This window comes from Brevundimonas sp. GW821-FHT02A10 (assembly GCF_059422025.1).
The window spans coordinates 209745-223857 of sequence record NZ_JBWKWC010000006.1; the positions used below are offsets into that span (position 1 = coordinate 209745).

The window sequence follows — 14113 nt, forward strand, 5'->3', positions numbered from 1 at the left end:
GGTGGGTGTCCTCAACCGGATCGGTCTGCAGGGTTGCCGTGGCCGCCGGGAGAGGGGCCGTCGACGGCCCGGGCGTTGCGGCGCACGCCCGAATAGGTGAGCCCCTCGACGTGCTCGATGATGTCGAGCTCGGCGGCGCGGACGAAGTCGCTGTCGCGGATGGCGATGTTGCGGATCGGGGCGGTCTCGAACCCCTGCAGGTCCAGCACCCGCTCGCAGCGGCCGACGGTCAGCCGCTCGATGGTCAGGCCGTCGAACACCGGGGTGAAGCCGCCGTTGGCGCCTTCGGCGTAGTTGTAGTCGATGGTGATGGCGGCATGGGCCACCTGGCCCACGGTCACGTCGCGGACGTGGATGTTGGTCAGGGTCCCGCCGCGGGCGGCGTTGTTCTTGAACCGGATGGCGGTGTTCAGCCGGGGGCTGTCCATGCGGCAGTTCTCGACGAAGACGTTCCTGACCCCGCCGGTGATCTCGCTGCCCAGGGTCACGCCGCCATGGCCGTCCAGCATGGTGCAGCCCGAGACGATCAGGTTCTCGGTCGGCTTGTTCAGCCGCCGCCCGTCGCCGTTGCGGCCCGACTTGATGGCGATGCAGTCGTCGCCCGTGTCGAAGACGCAGTCCTCGATCAGGACATCGCGGCAGCTCTCCGGATCGCAGCCGTCGTTGTTCGGGCCGTGGCTGGAGATGGTCAGTCGGCGCACGGTGACGTTCTCGCACTCCACCGGATGCACCTCCCACATGGGTGAGCGCAGGATGGTCAGGTCCGAGATCAGGACGTTCTTGCAGCGGTAGGGCTGGATGAACTGCGGGCGGATGGTGGCCTCGGGGCCGAAGACGCGCTCGGCGACCGGCTTGCCCTCCTCGGCCCAGCGGCGCAGGCGGCCGTTGTCGCTCTCCGTGCCGTCGGCGACCCGCTTCTGCCGCCACCAGTTCTCGCGGCTGGCCTGGCCGTCGAGGATGCCGTGCCCGGTGATGGCGATGTTCTCGCAGCCGTAGGCGTAGATGAAGGGCGAGATCCCCATGAACTCCGTCCCCTCGTAGCGGGTCAGGACGGCGGGGAAGTAGGCCTCGGGCTCCGTGCGAAAGCGGATGGTGCTCTCGCGCGAGACGTGGATCTCGACGTTGGACTTCAGATGGATGGCGCCGGTGAGCCAGACGGTTCCGTCGGCCGTGCCTTCGACGACCACCCGGCCGCCGCCGGGAGCTTTCGAGGCCGCGTCGATGGCGCGGCGGAAGGCTTCGGTGTTGTCGGTGACGCCGTCGGCCTTGCCGCCGAACTGCTCGGGACCGAAGCGGTTGGCGCGCGGGAAGACCGGCGGGCGGATGCGGGCGCGGATGGCCCGCGCCTCGGCCCACGGATCATTGGGGTCTTCGGCGGCGCGGGCGAGCGCACTAACCGGCAGAACGACGGGCAGGGAGGCGGCCAGCAGGCCGCCGAGCCCGGCCTTCGCGAGATCGCGACGGCCGGGCTTCATCGGGGAAGGGGACATGGAGGGACAGCGCCTGAGGGGGGACGGGCTACAAAGAAGAACGGCGGCCCCGTCAGGGACCGCCGTTGGCAGAGGTTCGGATCAGAAGGCGTAGCGGACGCCGGCGGAGAACTGCCGCCCGCTCTGGAAGTAGTCGCTGAGCCGTTCCGCGTTGGAGTCGGAGTACGAGACGTTGACCTCGTTGGTCAGGTTGGTCCCTTCGACGGTGAAGGTCAGCTGGCCCACCTTGTACGACATGGTGGCGTCGATGTAGGTGGCTTCCTTCACCCCCGAGACGTCGATGTTGTAGGACGAGGGCACCGCCGTCAGATACGGGTCGCGCTTGGTGGCCGAGACCCGGGCGCTGAAGGGGCCGTCCTCGTAGTAGATGGTGCCGTTCCAGTTGTGCTTGGACAGGTTCAGCAGGGGCTGGGTCGTGGACAGGGTGCCCGCCGCGTTCAGGAAGTACTGAATATCGGCTTGGACATAGGTGTAGTTGGCCAGGATGCCGAAGTTCGACAGCTTGCCGGGCAGGAAGGTCAGCTGCTGCTGGTAGTTCAGTTCGAAGCCCTTCAGCGGACCGCCGGGGGTGTTGCGAACTGACGAGACCTGGAAGGTGGCGTCTGAGTTGACGCCCGTGCCCACCAGCAGCGAGTCCGGCAGGCCGGTCGCCGAGAAGGGCATCGAGTCAGTGACCGTCTGGATGTAGGTCGAGATGTCCTTGTAGAAGATGGCCGCCGAGATGATCGAGCCGCGCGCCGGATACCATTCCGCCGCCAGATCGTAGGTCGTCGCCCGGTAAGGCTCCAGTTGCGGGTTGCCCGACGAGACCGTGCGCGAACCGCCGGCGACCGAGACGTTGGTCGCCGCCGAGATGGAGCCGAGGCCGGCCCGCGCCATGACCTTGGCGGCGCCGAAGCGGATCAGCAGGTTCTCTACCGGCTCATAGACGATGTTCAGGGACGGCAGCATATCCTGGTATTCCTTGCCGGCCGTCGTCCAGGCGAAGCTGGTTCCCTGGGTGGCGTAGAAGCCCGACTCCTGGCTGGTCTTGACGTAGCGCAGGCCGATGTCGCCGCGGATCGGGGCGCCCCGATCGCGGAAGTCGAACGTGGCCTGGACATAGGCGCCGACGTCCTTCTCGGTGACGGTGCGGTTGTCGCCCCGGGCGCTCGCCACCGTGTCCGACAGCAGCCAGCGGCCGGTGTTGGAGAAGATGCCGTAGGTGGAGGCGATCTTGTCCAGGCTGGGCGTAAGCCAGCAGTTGGGCGTGCCGCTAGGGAGTTTCAGGCCGGCGAAGCCGCAATACTTCTCGGTCACATCAGCGACGGTCGTGCCCGCCGGAAGCGCCGGAATGTTGCTTTCGCTCGCCAGGCGCTGGCCGGTGCCGATGAACTCATATTCCTTGGCCTGGACGCCGAACAGGAAGCTGACCTCGGGCGTGAGGATGAAGGTGCCGTCCAGCTGGAGGGTCTTGTAGATGTTGTCGTTCCAGTTCGGACGCAGACGGATGTCCGGGCCGCTGGCGCCGGTGCCGCCCGGGGCGGTCGTGGTCGGGCCGATGTACCAGTTGGCCGGGTTCAGAACGTCGAAGCCATAGTTGATGGCCGGGAAGTTCATCCCGCTTTCGCGCATGTCGTAGGAATAGCCGTCCGAGTTCTGACGGTCCATCTGCGCGATGTAGTCGAGGGCGTTGTTGAAGTCGTTCTTGACGTAGCCGCCCAGCAGACTGATCGAGAACTGGCTGTTGAACTCATGGGTGACGTTCAGCGTGTACTGCTGGAACGTCGTGTCATAGACGTCGATGTAGTTCTCGGAACGGATGTCGACGTTGTCGAGCGCCATGTAGAGAGCGGTGCCGTTGCCGTCGACGAAGATGTCGCGCACGACGGTCTCGGGCTTGCCGCCCTGGGAGGCCGCGCGGCTCAGGCCGATCGATTCCAGCTGGCGTTCATTCCGCTCGCCTTCGAACTTCGAATAGAGGGCGTCGAAGGTGACCAGGGTCGATTCCTGCGGGCGCCATTGCAGGGTGGCGGTGATGCCGGTGCGCTTGGTTTCCAGGCGGTAGTCCTGATAGCGCAGGAAGCGGGGATAGCGGGTGCTGTCGAGGCTGGCGGTCGCGCGCGCCGCAGCGTTGGTGCCGGCGCACAGGGTCGGGTTGGTGGCCGGGTTACACCAGCCGCCGTCGGCCGAGCCGAAGTTCCACAGGCCGGTCGAGGCGCCGTTCTGAAGGGTGGTCTTTTCCGAATAGGCGACCGAGGCGGAGGCGCCGAACTCGCCCAGCGGGGTATCCCAGCGGTTGGAGATCAGGCCGGCGAAGCGGGGATTGGTCGCTTCGGAGAGATCGTTGTAGCCCGCCTGGGCCGACATCGCCGCCGCGAAGCCGCTCTGGGAGAAGGGGCGGGCGGTGTGCAGGTCGACGGTCGCGCCCAGCGACCCTTCCTCGACATTGGCCGAGGGCGTCTTGCGCACGTCCAGCTGGCTGAACAGCTCGGAGGCGAAGACGTTGAAGTCGAAGCCGCGACCGCGGTTCGAGCCGGTCGTCGCCTGGGCCTCAATGCCGTTGATGCGCACGCGGGTGAAGTCCGGACCCAGGCCGCGGACCGAGATCTGCGAACCCTCGCCGCCCGAGCGTGTGATGGACACGCCGGGAATGCGCTGCAGCGACTCGGCCAGGTTGTTGTCAGGGAACTTGGCGATGTCTTCCGCGACGATGGAGTCGACTGCGGCGGTGGAGTTGCGCTTGACGCTCAGCGCCCGTTCCAGGCTGCCCCGGAAGCCGGTGACGACCACTTCCTCGACCTGGGTCGCGCCGTCGTCGGTTTGGGGTGCGGTTTGCGCCAGGGCCGGGCCAGCCACGACGAGGCCGAAGGTGGTGATCAGCGCCGAAGTGGCGAGCAGGCGTGAGCGAACAGCAGTCATTCGAGAGTTCCTCCCCAGGATCAAAATGTACGCCGCCAATCCGGTCCGTTCCCCTTATTCGGGATAGGTGGACTTCAAGAATGACACCGGTGTCTATGGAGCGCAGTGTTCTCCGTTATTGACTGAGTGTCAAATGGCGGCCGGTGGAAAACGGGCATGTTTGTGTTGGGAAGGCGTCCCCGATGGAACAAATCGCTGTTTGGGACAGGGCGGCGGAAAGAACCGCGCGTTGTAGCCGTACGGATCGACGCCGCCGGTTAATTTTAGGAATTACAGCGATGTAAAAGGACGTCCGGCGATTTCCGGATCACGTTTCAGGAGCCTTGGGAGTGATCCTGCGTGCAACTTGAAGGGTGGATCACATTATATCGACGGGTCGTCGATATGGGCGGCATTTGGACGCGCTCAGGCGATCCGGCGCCCGTCGACGGCGGCCAGACTCAGGGGGGCGCGGGCGATCGGGCCGACCCCGATCGACAGGCGGGCGTGCAGGGCGCCGACGTCCTCGGCCTCGCGGTCCGCGCGGTTCACCGGCTGATAGAGACCGACGAGGCGGTCCGCCTCTCCGGCGCGGTTCCTCAGGGGCGCGACGACGATTTCGAGCACGCCCTCCATGCGGACGGCGTCGGCGGCCAGGACGACCGGGCGGGCCTCGCGGATGGCCTGGACCATGGCGGCAGCGACCATTGGCCGGCTCTCTTCACGCCAGACCGACAGCCAGTCGGCGCCGCCTAGGGCGCGGCCGTGCACCCGTTCGACCCAGGCGCCCGCCAGCCGCAACCGGGCGCCTTCCCGTTCGACCATGAACAACTGGGGCGTCAGCGGCCCGAAGGCCATCGGCTGGAAGTCGGCGCGCGCGGGAATGCGCCGCGCCTCGGGCAGGGCGGTCCAGTGGTCGATCAGGGTTTGCGTACCGGAATGGAACATGGCGCGGCCTTTCAGCCGACTTCACGCAAGGATGAGGCCTCTCGTCGCAGGACGTAGCTAACGGAAACGCAAGGGTTTGGTCGTCAAATGCCCGCTGGACCGGCGCGCCTCTCGCGGACCGGTCGCGTGAACGAAATCTCGGGGAGCCCAGCCGATGCGGGTGCGGATCAAGACCTGGCTGGCGACGATCGTCGGTCTGACGGCGTTCGGAGCCGTCGGCGGCTCCGCGATCGCCCAGTGCGGCAGCTGCACGCCCACGCCGCCGTCCTGCTGTCAGCCCCCGCCGGCGCCGACCCCGCCGTCGCCGCCCAGCAACTGCTGCCAGCCCGCGCCGCCGCCGTCCTATCCGGGCGGGAACGGCAACTTCAACGTCAATGTGAACGTCAACGTCAACGGCAACGCCAATGCGAACGCCAATGCCAACAGTTCGCTGATCAATGCCCACGGCCGGGGCGACACCTACGTCAACTCGAACGGCGGGGCGTACTTCAGCGTCGAACAGCCGTACCCGACCGTGATCGAGGGGCTGAACGTCGAGGGCGCAGCCGCCGCCTCGGTGGTCCGCACGCCCTTCACCGCCTCGCGCTGGGCCTTCAGCCGCGTGGTCATCCAGGCCGTCTGCATCGACGACCGCGAAATCCCGCACCCCGCGTCCCAGGTCCAGCCGGGCCGCGAGATCGCCGACGCCTATGACGGCGAGATCTACCGCTGCATCGCAGGCACCCGGCTACAGGTCACCTGGGCCGACTATGTCGACCAGATCAATTTCGACCATGGCCAGACCATGAGCTGCCGCAAGGGCGAGAGCCTGTGGTACGGCCGCAGCGCCGAGGCCGCCGCCGCCTATGCCGCCAGCTACGCCGGTCAGCCCGGCGGCGGCGCCCCGATCGGCGGTGGTGTGATGGAATGCCGTCCCCAAAAGCCGGAACGCGACTGCAACGAGCGTTCGCTGCTCCGCCGCTATGGCGCGGGCGTCAAGATCCTGACGATGTGGCGCCAGGAGACCTATACGGAATACCGCGAAGAGACGGTTCAGGCCTCCAGCATGTCCATCTCCGGCGCCTCGATGACGCTGGACGGCGGCGTCGGCGGCCGGGTCTTCTGATTGAGATAACGGTTCCCGAACAGGCCGTTCAGCCTGGGGACAGGTCGGGTTCGATAGATTGAGACCGTCGGTTCATCGCCGGCGATCCTGAGAGAGACCACTGGCCCCGGAGCGCAAGCTCCGGGGCCTTCTTTGTCATTGGGCCGTTGTCGCCGTCGCCGGTGCGGCCGCTGCGGTCACTTCGGCGCGCCAGGCGCGTTCGGGCTGCAAATAGGTCTGGGCGGCCTTCTGCAGGTCGGCGGGCGTGATGGCCTCGAGATCCGAGATGGCGGTGCGGACCGCCTCGATCTGGGTCGGGTCGGTCTGCACCCCCTTCAGGGCGCCCAGCCAATAGCCGTTGCCGGCCTGGCTGCGACGGATCGACTCGATCGACGAGAGGCGGGCGCGGTTCAGCTCGTCCTCGCTGATCGGGGCGTCGCGCAGGCCCGCGGCGATGGCGTCGGCGGTCTCGAAGAAGACGGGCAGGGCTTCGGGCGGGGTCTCCACCTGGATGAAGACATAGCCGTAGTCGGGGAAGACCAGCGACGAGGTGGCCGCGGCGCCGGGCGAATAGGCCGCGCCCTGCTTCTCGCGGATCTCGTCGGTGACGCGCAGCTGCAGCACCTTGGCCAGCAGGTTGACGATCCGCGCCGGCTTGCGGTCGCCGATGGAGTCCAGGGTCGGCCAGGCGACATAGCCCAGCGCCTGGGTCGGAAGGCCGCTGTGCTGGATCTGAACCGGCTCGGCCGTCGGCGCCGGGAAGACGACGCGCAGGGCCCGGGCCGGGGGCGTGACGGCGGGCGTGCGGGCGGGCAGGGCGGCGAAGGTCGAACCGACCGCCGCGATAGCGTCGGCGACGGTGACGTCGCCCACCACGATGATCTCGATCGGACCGCGCGAGAGCGACTGCGATACGATCTGGCGCATGTCGTCCAGGCTGGCGGCGGCGATCTGTTGCTCGCTGGGCAGGCCGAAGCGGGGATCGCCTCCGGCCAACAGGGCGGAGGCGGCAAGGCTGAACGCGCCGGCCGGCACGGCCCGGGCCTGGGCCAGGGCCTGCGGGAAGGCGGCCTTGGTCTTGGCGAAGGGCTCAGGCCGCCAGGCGGCGTCGGTGAAGTAGGCGGCCATCAGCTGCATCTGCAGGTTCAGGTCTTCGGGCCGGGTCGAGCCGCCGAACTGGAAGGCGTTCTGGTCGGTCCCGAAGTTGACGCCGACGACATTGCCGGCGGTCACCTGGTCCAGCTGGATGGCGGTGAGCTTGCCGAGGCCGCCTTCGGTCATCTCCGTTCCCGCCGCCCAGGTGACGGGGGTGGGCCGGTCGGTCGGCAGGTCGAGGATGCCGTTGCCGACGCGCACCGAGATAAGGATCTGCTTGTCGGCGAAAGTGGTCGGCTTGACCGTCAGACGCACCCCGTTGGGGAAGGTCACCAGCGTCGCGCCCAGATCGGCGATCTCGCTCTGTGCGGAGGGCTGGGCCGGAGTTCCAAAGCTGGCGTAAGGCCACTGGACGTCGGCGGCGATGGCCGGGGCGGCGACCGGAGTGGCGCGCGACGCCTCCAGCGCGGCCGTGACGGCCGCCTCACCGCCTTCGATGGGCACCGGGCTGGTGACGAAGACCAGCGGGCCGTTGCCGCTAAAGGTCTTGCGCGCGGCCTCGTTGACTTCCTCCACGGTGATGGTCGGGGCGATCTCGTTGAACCGCGTCAGGTCGTCGGCGGGGTTGGTGAAGATCTCGCTGTTGTTCACCGACTCGACCAGACCGGCGGCCAGGCTGGGCGTCTGGCGGGTCGCGACGCCGGCCGCGACAGCGGTCAGGGCCGTGCGGAACTCGGTCAGCTCGCGGTTCAGCTCGGACGGCGCGACGCCGTATTGAACCAGACGGCGTTCTTCTTGCTCGACCGCCGTGATGGCGGGCTGCCAGCCGCCAGGATTGAAGCTGACCGACAGGCTGCCCGCGTCCAGGGCGTTGAACAGGGACTGATAGCCGCCGCCCGCGGCCAGGAAGGGCGGATTGGGATTGCGGGCGATATCGCTGAGGCGGCGGTTCAGGACCGCCGAGGCGAGGCTGCGCACGACCGACTTGCGGCGCTCGGCGCTGTTATCCGGCGCATCGTCATGGGGCACGGTCCAGAAGATCTGGGCCGAGGACTGGGCGCCCGGCTCGACGTGGATCAGGGTCTCGGGCTGCCGCGGCTGGATATGGCCCAGATCCGGATCGGCGCCGTTCGCAGCGGGATTGGTCCAGTCGCCGAACTTCGCTTTGATCTTCGCCTCCATCGCATCGACGTCGAAGTCACCGACGGCGATCAGGGTGGCGCGCTCGGGGCGGTAATAGGCGCGGTAGAAGTCGACGAAGCGGTCGCGCGGCGCGGTCTTGATGATGTTCAGGTCGCCGATCGGCAGGCGGTCAGCCAGGCGTTGGCCGGGCGCCAGGAAGGGCAGCAGGGCCTTGAGGGAGCGCCGGCCCGGGCTGTCGCTGGTGCGCTCCTCGCCTTCGATGACACCGCGCTCGCGATCAACGGCGGCGCTGTCGAACAGCAACTCCGACGCCACTTCGCGCAGGGAGAAGAGGCTGGCGTCCACCACCTCGTCGGAGGTGTTGGGCAGGTTCAGCATATAGGTGGTCTGGTCGAAGCTGGTCTGGGCATTGGTGTCGCCGCCGAAGGACATGCCCAGCCGCTCCAGGTTCTTCGTCATGTCGCCCTCGGCGATATGGGTCGAACCGTTGAAGGCCATGTGTTCGAGGAAGTGGGCCAGGCCCTGCTGATCGTCGCGTTCCGACAGGGAGCCGGCGTCGATGCGCAGGCGTAGCGCCGCCTGATGCGGCGGGGTGGCGTTGTGCATCAGCGCATAGCGCATGCCGTTGGGCAGGACGCCGAAGCGGACACCGGCGTCGGGCGTCAGGTCGCTGGCGGCCTGGGCCCAGGGCTCGGACGGCGTCGCAGCCGGAGCGGAAGCGGTTGCGGGAGCGGTTTGCGCCCAGGCGGGCAGGGCCGCGCCGGCCAGAAGGGCCGCGCTGGAGGCGGCAAGCAATAGCAGGCGGCGAGGGGAGATCATTCGAGGTCGCTCCGGACGTTCGGGAATCGCCCGAACGCCGTCAGCCGACCGGACCCCTAACCCTTAGGGCAGGTCCGCGTTCGCTCAAGCGATTTTGTTGAAAAGCGGGTGGTTAGCGCGCTTGCCGGTACTACGGCCCGGGGCGGGAAACGTAGAAGGTCGCGGCGTTGCCCACGGCGCTGGAGCCGGTGATGACATTGCGGTTGGCGCCGGAGATGGTCGTGGTGGCCGAGGCGCTGACGTTGCCGTCGTTGGTCTGGTTGTTGGTGGCGTTCAGCGTCGCCTGGCACTCGGCGCAGGCATAGCCGGTGACCGAGTTGCCCGCCGCATTGGCCGAGACATAGGCGTCATAGCCCTGGGCGCCCGAGAACTCGGCCCGGACCTCGACCCCGCCCGAGTTGATCTGGCTGTTGTCCAGCTCGAGGTATTTGTCGTTGTTGCCGACCGAGGCGGCGTTGCCCGTGCCCTCGGCCGAGGCGACCGCGCGGCCGTAGTCATAGGCGGTAGTGACGGCGGTGGAGGCGACGGCCGAGCCGTTCTCCTGCTGCGTCCGGGCGACGACCGAGCCGCCCTTGTTGGCGATGACCGCCTGGTTGGCCGTGGCCACCGAAGCGCCGGTCAGGTCCCAGGCGTTGCCGGCGTTGGCGCTGGTGTTGGCGGTGACCGCGTCGCCCGTCGAGCGCTGGCCGATATAGATCGACTGACCCGACTGGTCCTCGCCATTGACGGCGGCTGCGTTGTTGATGGCCTGGGCGCCGAAAACGGCCCCGGCGGGGATGTACTGGGTCTCGGCCAGGTTCTCGGCGCGCACCGAGGCGTCCGACACCTGATGCACAGCGCCGGAGATGACCCCGACATTGCCGGCGATGGCCGTGGCGTTGCCGGTCGCGGCGGCGGTGACATTGGCGCCGCCCAGCAGACGGGCGGTCCCGCCGCGGATGGCGGTCGAGGCGGTGACCTCGGACGGGCCGACGCGCTGGTCGGAATCGATGGCCACATCGCCGCCGTAGCCGCCGGCGGCCAGATAGTTGCCGTTGGCCTGGGTGGTCGCATTGACGATGCCGCCGGTGTCGCCGGTCGGATTGATCTCGGTCGTGGCGTGGGTATTGCCGTTCATCGTCTGGACGTTGCGGATGTCCAGGCTCACGCCCTGGGTCGCACCCGACAGGCTGTTGCCGGTCGCCGCGTTGGAGACGGTCACCTGATCGGTCGCGCCCTCGACGTTGAGGGTCTGGCCGCTGACGACATCGCCGAGCTGCAGCTGATTGTTCAGGACCAGGGCGCCGGGAGCGCTCTGGGCGAAAGCCTCAGTAGCGGCTGCGGCGCACATCACCGTCGCGGCCAGCATGCCAGCGGTTCGGATCGGCGCGAGTCTGGCCATTGTTGCTGTCCGTGTTTGCATAGGCGGGGTAATAGCCGCCGGTCGGGCCGACAGAGCCCAGCGGATCGTGAGCGGCGTCCAGGCAGATCTGCGGACCCGGAGCGCCATAGAGGTTGGCCATCATCTCCAGCGTGCCGCGCTCGATCAGCGAACGGACCGCCAGCTGGACCGGCTCCATCCCGCCGGTGCCGGCCGAGATGTCGAAGACGTTGCCGTCCAGGAAGTCGAACACGCCGGCCGAAATCTCCCGGCCGATGATCTGCTTCTGGTAGGAGATGACGTCGACCACCTCCATCGAGGTCGTCTGGACCAGACGCAGGTCGATGGCGACGTTCATGACGAAGATCTTGCCCTGCAGCAGGGCCGAGCCCGGACGGGCCGAGTCGACCTCGCCCTGGCCGATGTCCATGCCGGCGGAGCGGATGTTGTAGTTCACCTCGGTCACGCCGCCGACGAGATAGAAGTCCGAGCCGGGCACCTGGCCGGCGAGGATGCGGCGGTAGGTGTTGCCGTCCGGGTTCGGGCCCGCGCCCTCGTCGCCGATCAGCTTGTTGTTGGCGTAGCGGAGCTCCAGCTCCGAGATCGAGGTGTCGTAGCGCTCGACCATCCGGGCGCCGGCCTTGGCGAGGGCCGAATAGGCCATCAGGGACGCGCCCTGGGTGATCTGGCGTCCGCCGTCCGACGAGACCGAGCCGGTGTAGTCGCTGATCCGACCCACCGCGATGCGCGGCGAGGGCAGGTTGTAGCGCCGCGCGTAGTCGGACAGGCAGTAGAGCGCCGTCGAATAAGGCGTCGGGTTCGCCGTCACCGGCGCATTGCCGATCGGCTTGGCGTACTGGCCGCTGGGCCCGGCCACGGGGCTGACGGCGCAGCCGGCGACCAGCGCGGCGATGGCGCAGGCCGTGGTCAGGACGCGGACGCGTTTGGAAAGGGTGCGGTCAGTCATCGAGGTCCAGGGTCCCGTTCAGCACCGTGCCGGCGCTGATATTGCCCGTGTTGGTCTGTCTGGAGTTGACGATCACGGTGTTATGGTTGCCCTGAACCACGACGTTCAGGCTGTTGCCGATGGCGGTGGCGCCGCCGATGGTCGTGCCGCCGTTGCTGCTGGAGGAGGACGATCCCGCCCCCGCATAGGCCGACGAAGCGCCCGAGCTGGCGCTGGAATAGCTGGAGGCGCCGCTCTGGATGATGCCGTCCACGATCAGGCGGTTGCCGTTGGCGTCGCGCGTCGAGCCGGTCGACGGCTGGGTCACCGCATAGCGGGCGTTGCCGTATCCGGCCTGGAAGCTGGACGCTCCGGCCGAGCCGGTGGTCTGGGCGAGCGCGAGCGCGGGGCTCATGGCGGCGAAGCACACGGTCCCGAGAAGGGCTCCCGCGCGGGCCGTCCGGCGCATCCTGGCAGTGGTCATTCCGGGTCTCCGCACGGAATCTGGTTGACGGGCCGGTAACCAACCCATGTGCCAGAATGGGTTAGGGTTATTAAGAAGCGCTTGAGATTGCAGAATTCTCCGCGCATGCCGTCGGAATGGATCCCGTGCAGGACAGATTCGAGTCTCCGCCTTCGGCCCCGCCGATCTGGCAGCCGCAGGACCCGCCGCCCGGGGACGGGAAGGGCGAGAAGATCTTCAACGCGCCCCCGGCGCCGCTGCTGGTCGCCCTGTCGATCCCGGTGCTGTTCTTCTTTCAGGAGCGGCTGCCGGACGAGGGTCTGCGCTGGGCCTTCTTCCCGAACACCCTGACGACCGGCGGCTGGTGGCCGGGGGTGCTGACCAGCATGATCCTTCACGGCGGCTGGACCCATGCCCTGATGAACGCCGGTTTCGCCATCGCCTTCGGGCCCCCGATCGCGCGCCTGTTTTCGGGCGCGAAAGGCGGATTCATCTTTTTCGCCTATTATATAGTCTGCGGTCTGGCCGGAACCCTGGGATACGGCCTCGTCCATCTGGGCTCCGCCGCGCCGATGGTCGGGGCGTCGGGGGCGGTCACCGGCCTGCTGGGCGGCGCGATCCGCCTGCTTGGAACCAACGGCCGGGTGCGACCCCTGACCGATCCGCGCGTGATCTCGACCGCGGTCGTCATCCTGATCCTCAACGCCGTGACCGGCCTGATCGGTTTCGCGCCAGGGGCTGAGGGGGCGGGTATCGCCTGGGAGGCCCATGCCTTCGGCTTCCTGGCGGGCCTTGTGCTGGTCGGTCCGCTGGCGCGCTGGTTCGGAAAACCGCCCCAGGGATTTGCGTGAGATTTGCGGGACGATTTGCGTCGGGGGCCGGTCTGGGCGATCCTCGGTCCTGAAGCGGCCCGACAGGCCCGATCACGAGCCCTGCCGGCGTCGTTCTCTACAACGATAGAGAAGGAAACGCCTGATGCTCGTCGCCGAAATCCTCAAGGGCAAGGGAGGGGCGGTCTTCACCCTCGCGCCCGCCGCCACCGTCGCTGAAGCCTGCAAGGAACTGGACAGTAAACGCGTCGGGGCCCTGATCGTCTGTGACGGGGACCGGGTCGCGGGGGTCTTCTCGGAGCGGGATGTGGTCAAGGCCGTCTCCGCCGACGGGGCGGCAGCGCTGGGCAGGCCGGTCTCTGACTACATGACTGCCGAGGTGGTCTTCGCCAAACCGGCCGAGACTGTCGCCATCCTGATGGGACGGATGACCGATCGCCGGATCCGCCACCTGCCGGTGATGAGCGAAAGCCGGCTGACCGGGGTCATCTCGATCGGCGACGTCGTCAAATGCCAGATCGCCGAGGCGACCCGGGAAGCCGAGAGCCTCAGGACCTATATCGCGGCAGGGTAGGGGATCGTCCCGTCACGGCCGGAAACGACCGCCGTCCGTCGACCCTGAATCCGTGAGAAAGTCGGCCCGCCCTGAAAAAGCCGCTTGCTCTTCGGCGGGCCGGGTCGTACATCGCCGCCTCGCTCGGAGACGGGCTGGCCAGCGGGGCCTTTGAGGCGAAAGCCTGAAGGTTCCACCGGAAACGGGAGGTTCAAAAAACTTCTTGCTTCTGTAGTCCAGCTGACATAGTTTCCGCGCTCCAATCGAATCGCTCGGCGACGAAATCAGAGGGAAGCCTCTCGCTTCTCCTGACGGTTTTTTGCGGCCTGAAGGCTTTGTTCTTCAACGCAAAATGGTCTGAAAAGACCCGGTTGACACGGAGATCGGCCTTCCTTAGAGAGCCGCCTCCGCCGACCTCCAGGGGTTGGACGAGCCGGCCTTCACGGGTTGGCGACGGTGTCGAAACTCTCTTCTGAGGGCGGTTGACACGGACTTCCGAGGC

11 protein-coding genes are annotated in these 14113 nt (G+C 67.6%); 3 read left to right on the forward strand and 8 right to left on the reverse strand.

Annotation, left to right across the window (positions count from 1 at the left end; translation table 11 throughout):
• Positions 1-11 precede the first annotated feature (11 nt).
• The 3 genes from AC07U0_RS16095 to AC07U0_RS16105 form a co-directional block, all read right to left on the reverse strand.
• Positions 12-1490 (reverse strand): glycoside hydrolase family 28 protein, encoded by a 1479-nt coding sequence (locus AC07U0_RS16095; protein ID WP_494720981.1) that lies wholly within the window; start codon positions 1488-1490, stop codon positions 12-14.
• An 81-nt stretch (positions 1491-1571) separates the two neighbouring features.
• Positions 1572-4391 (reverse strand): TonB-dependent receptor, encoded by a 2820-nt coding sequence (locus AC07U0_RS16100; protein WP_494720982.1) that lies wholly within the window; start codon positions 4389-4391, stop codon positions 1572-1574.
• A gap of 405 nt (positions 4392-4796) precedes the next feature.
• Positions 4797-5318, reverse strand: a complete 522-nt coding sequence (locus AC07U0_RS16105; protein ID WP_492949669.1) for a PAS domain-containing protein — start codon at positions 5316-5318, stop codon at positions 4797-4799.
• 154 nt (positions 5319-5472) lie between these two features.
• On the opposite strand from AC07U0_RS16105, the gene AC07U0_RS16110 reads away from it, so the two are divergent.
• A complete protein-coding gene (locus tag AC07U0_RS16110; protein WP_494720983.1) occupies positions 5473-6423 on the forward strand; it encodes a hypothetical protein in 951 nt (316 codons plus the stop codon).
• A gap of 135 nt (positions 6424-6558) precedes the next feature.
• Here AC07U0_RS16110 and AC07U0_RS16115 read toward each other — a convergent pair whose 3' ends face one another.
• The 4 genes from AC07U0_RS16115 to hfaA form a co-directional block, all read right to left on the reverse strand.
• Positions 6559-9459: a M16 family metallopeptidase gene (locus AC07U0_RS16115; RefSeq protein ID WP_494720984.1), complete on the reverse strand. Its 2901-nt coding sequence runs from the start codon at positions 9457-9459 to the stop codon at positions 6559-6561.
• Between the two features lie 130 nt (positions 9460-9589).
• Entirely contained in the window at positions 9590-10840 is a 1251-nt protein-coding gene (gene hfaD, locus AC07U0_RS16120; RefSeq protein WP_494720985.1) for a holdfast anchor protein HfaD, read from the reverse strand.
• Positions 10767-11786, reverse strand: a complete 1020-nt coding sequence (hfaB, locus tag AC07U0_RS16125) for a holdfast anchoring protein HfaB (RefSeq protein ID WP_494720986.1) — start codon at positions 11784-11786, stop codon at positions 10767-10769. The genes hfaD and hfaB overlap by 74 nt, the downstream gene beginning before the upstream one ends.
• Entirely contained in the window at positions 11779-12249 is a 471-nt protein-coding gene (gene hfaA / locus AC07U0_RS16130; RefSeq protein WP_494720987.1) for a holdfast anchoring protein HfaA, read from the reverse strand. Before hfaA ends, hfaB begins: the two co-directional genes overlap by 8 nt.
• A 125-nt stretch (positions 12250-12374) precedes the next feature.
• Between hfaA and AC07U0_RS16135 the strand changes: the two genes are divergently transcribed.
• A complete protein-coding gene (locus tag AC07U0_RS16135; RefSeq protein ID WP_494720988.1) occupies positions 12375-13079 on the forward strand; it encodes a rhomboid family intramembrane serine protease in 705 nt (234 codons plus the stop codon).
• A gap of 124 nt (positions 13080-13203) precedes the next feature.
• The gene (locus tag AC07U0_RS16140) at positions 13204-13632 is read left to right on the forward strand and encodes a CBS domain-containing protein (RefSeq protein ID WP_494720989.1); all 429 of its coding nucleotides are present in this window, start codon (positions 13204-13206) and stop codon (positions 13630-13632) included.
• Between the two features lie 190 nt (positions 13633-13822).
• Here AC07U0_RS16140 and AC07U0_RS16145 read toward each other — a convergent pair.
• Positions 13823-14113, reverse strand: a 291-nt coding sequence (locus AC07U0_RS16145) for a hypothetical protein (protein ID WP_494720990.1), incomplete at its 5' end; no start/stop codon positions are given.

Bases quoted from the DNA above. Each gene is read 5' to 3' on its own strand.
- AC07U0_RS16100 (WP_494720982.1), bottom strand. From the start codon at position 4,391: ATGACTGCTGTTCGCTCACGCCTGCTCGCCACTTCGGCGCTGATCACC.
- hfaD (WP_494720985.1), bottom strand. From the start codon at position 10,840: ATGGCCAGACTCGCGCCGATCCGAACCGCTGGCATGCTGGCCGCGACG.
- AC07U0_RS16105 (WP_492949669.1), bottom strand. From the start codon at position 5,318: ATGTTCCATTCCGGTACGCAAACCCTGATCGACCACTGGACCGCCCTG.
- AC07U0_RS16140 (WP_494720989.1), top strand. From the start codon at position 13,204: ATGCTCGTCGCCGAAATCCTCAAGGGCAAGGGAGGGGCGGTCTTCACC.
- AC07U0_RS16095 (WP_494720981.1), bottom strand. From the start codon at position 1,490: ATGTCCCCTTCCCCGATGAAGCCCGGCCGTCGCGATCTCGCGAAGGCC.
- AC07U0_RS16115 (WP_494720984.1), bottom strand. From the start codon at position 9,459: ATGATCTCCCCTCGCCGCCTGCTATTGCTTGCCGCCTCCAGCGCGGCC.
- AC07U0_RS16110 (WP_494720983.1), top strand. From the start codon at position 5,473: ATGCGGGTGCGGATCAAGACCTGGCTGGCGACGATCGTCGGTCTGACG.
- hfaB (WP_494720986.1), bottom strand. From the start codon at position 11,786: ATGACTGACCGCACCCTTTCCAAACGCGTCCGCGTCCTGACCACGGCC.
- hfaA (WP_494720987.1), bottom strand. From the start codon at position 12,249: ATGACCACTGCCAGGATGCGCCGGACGGCCCGCGCGGGAGCCCTTCTC.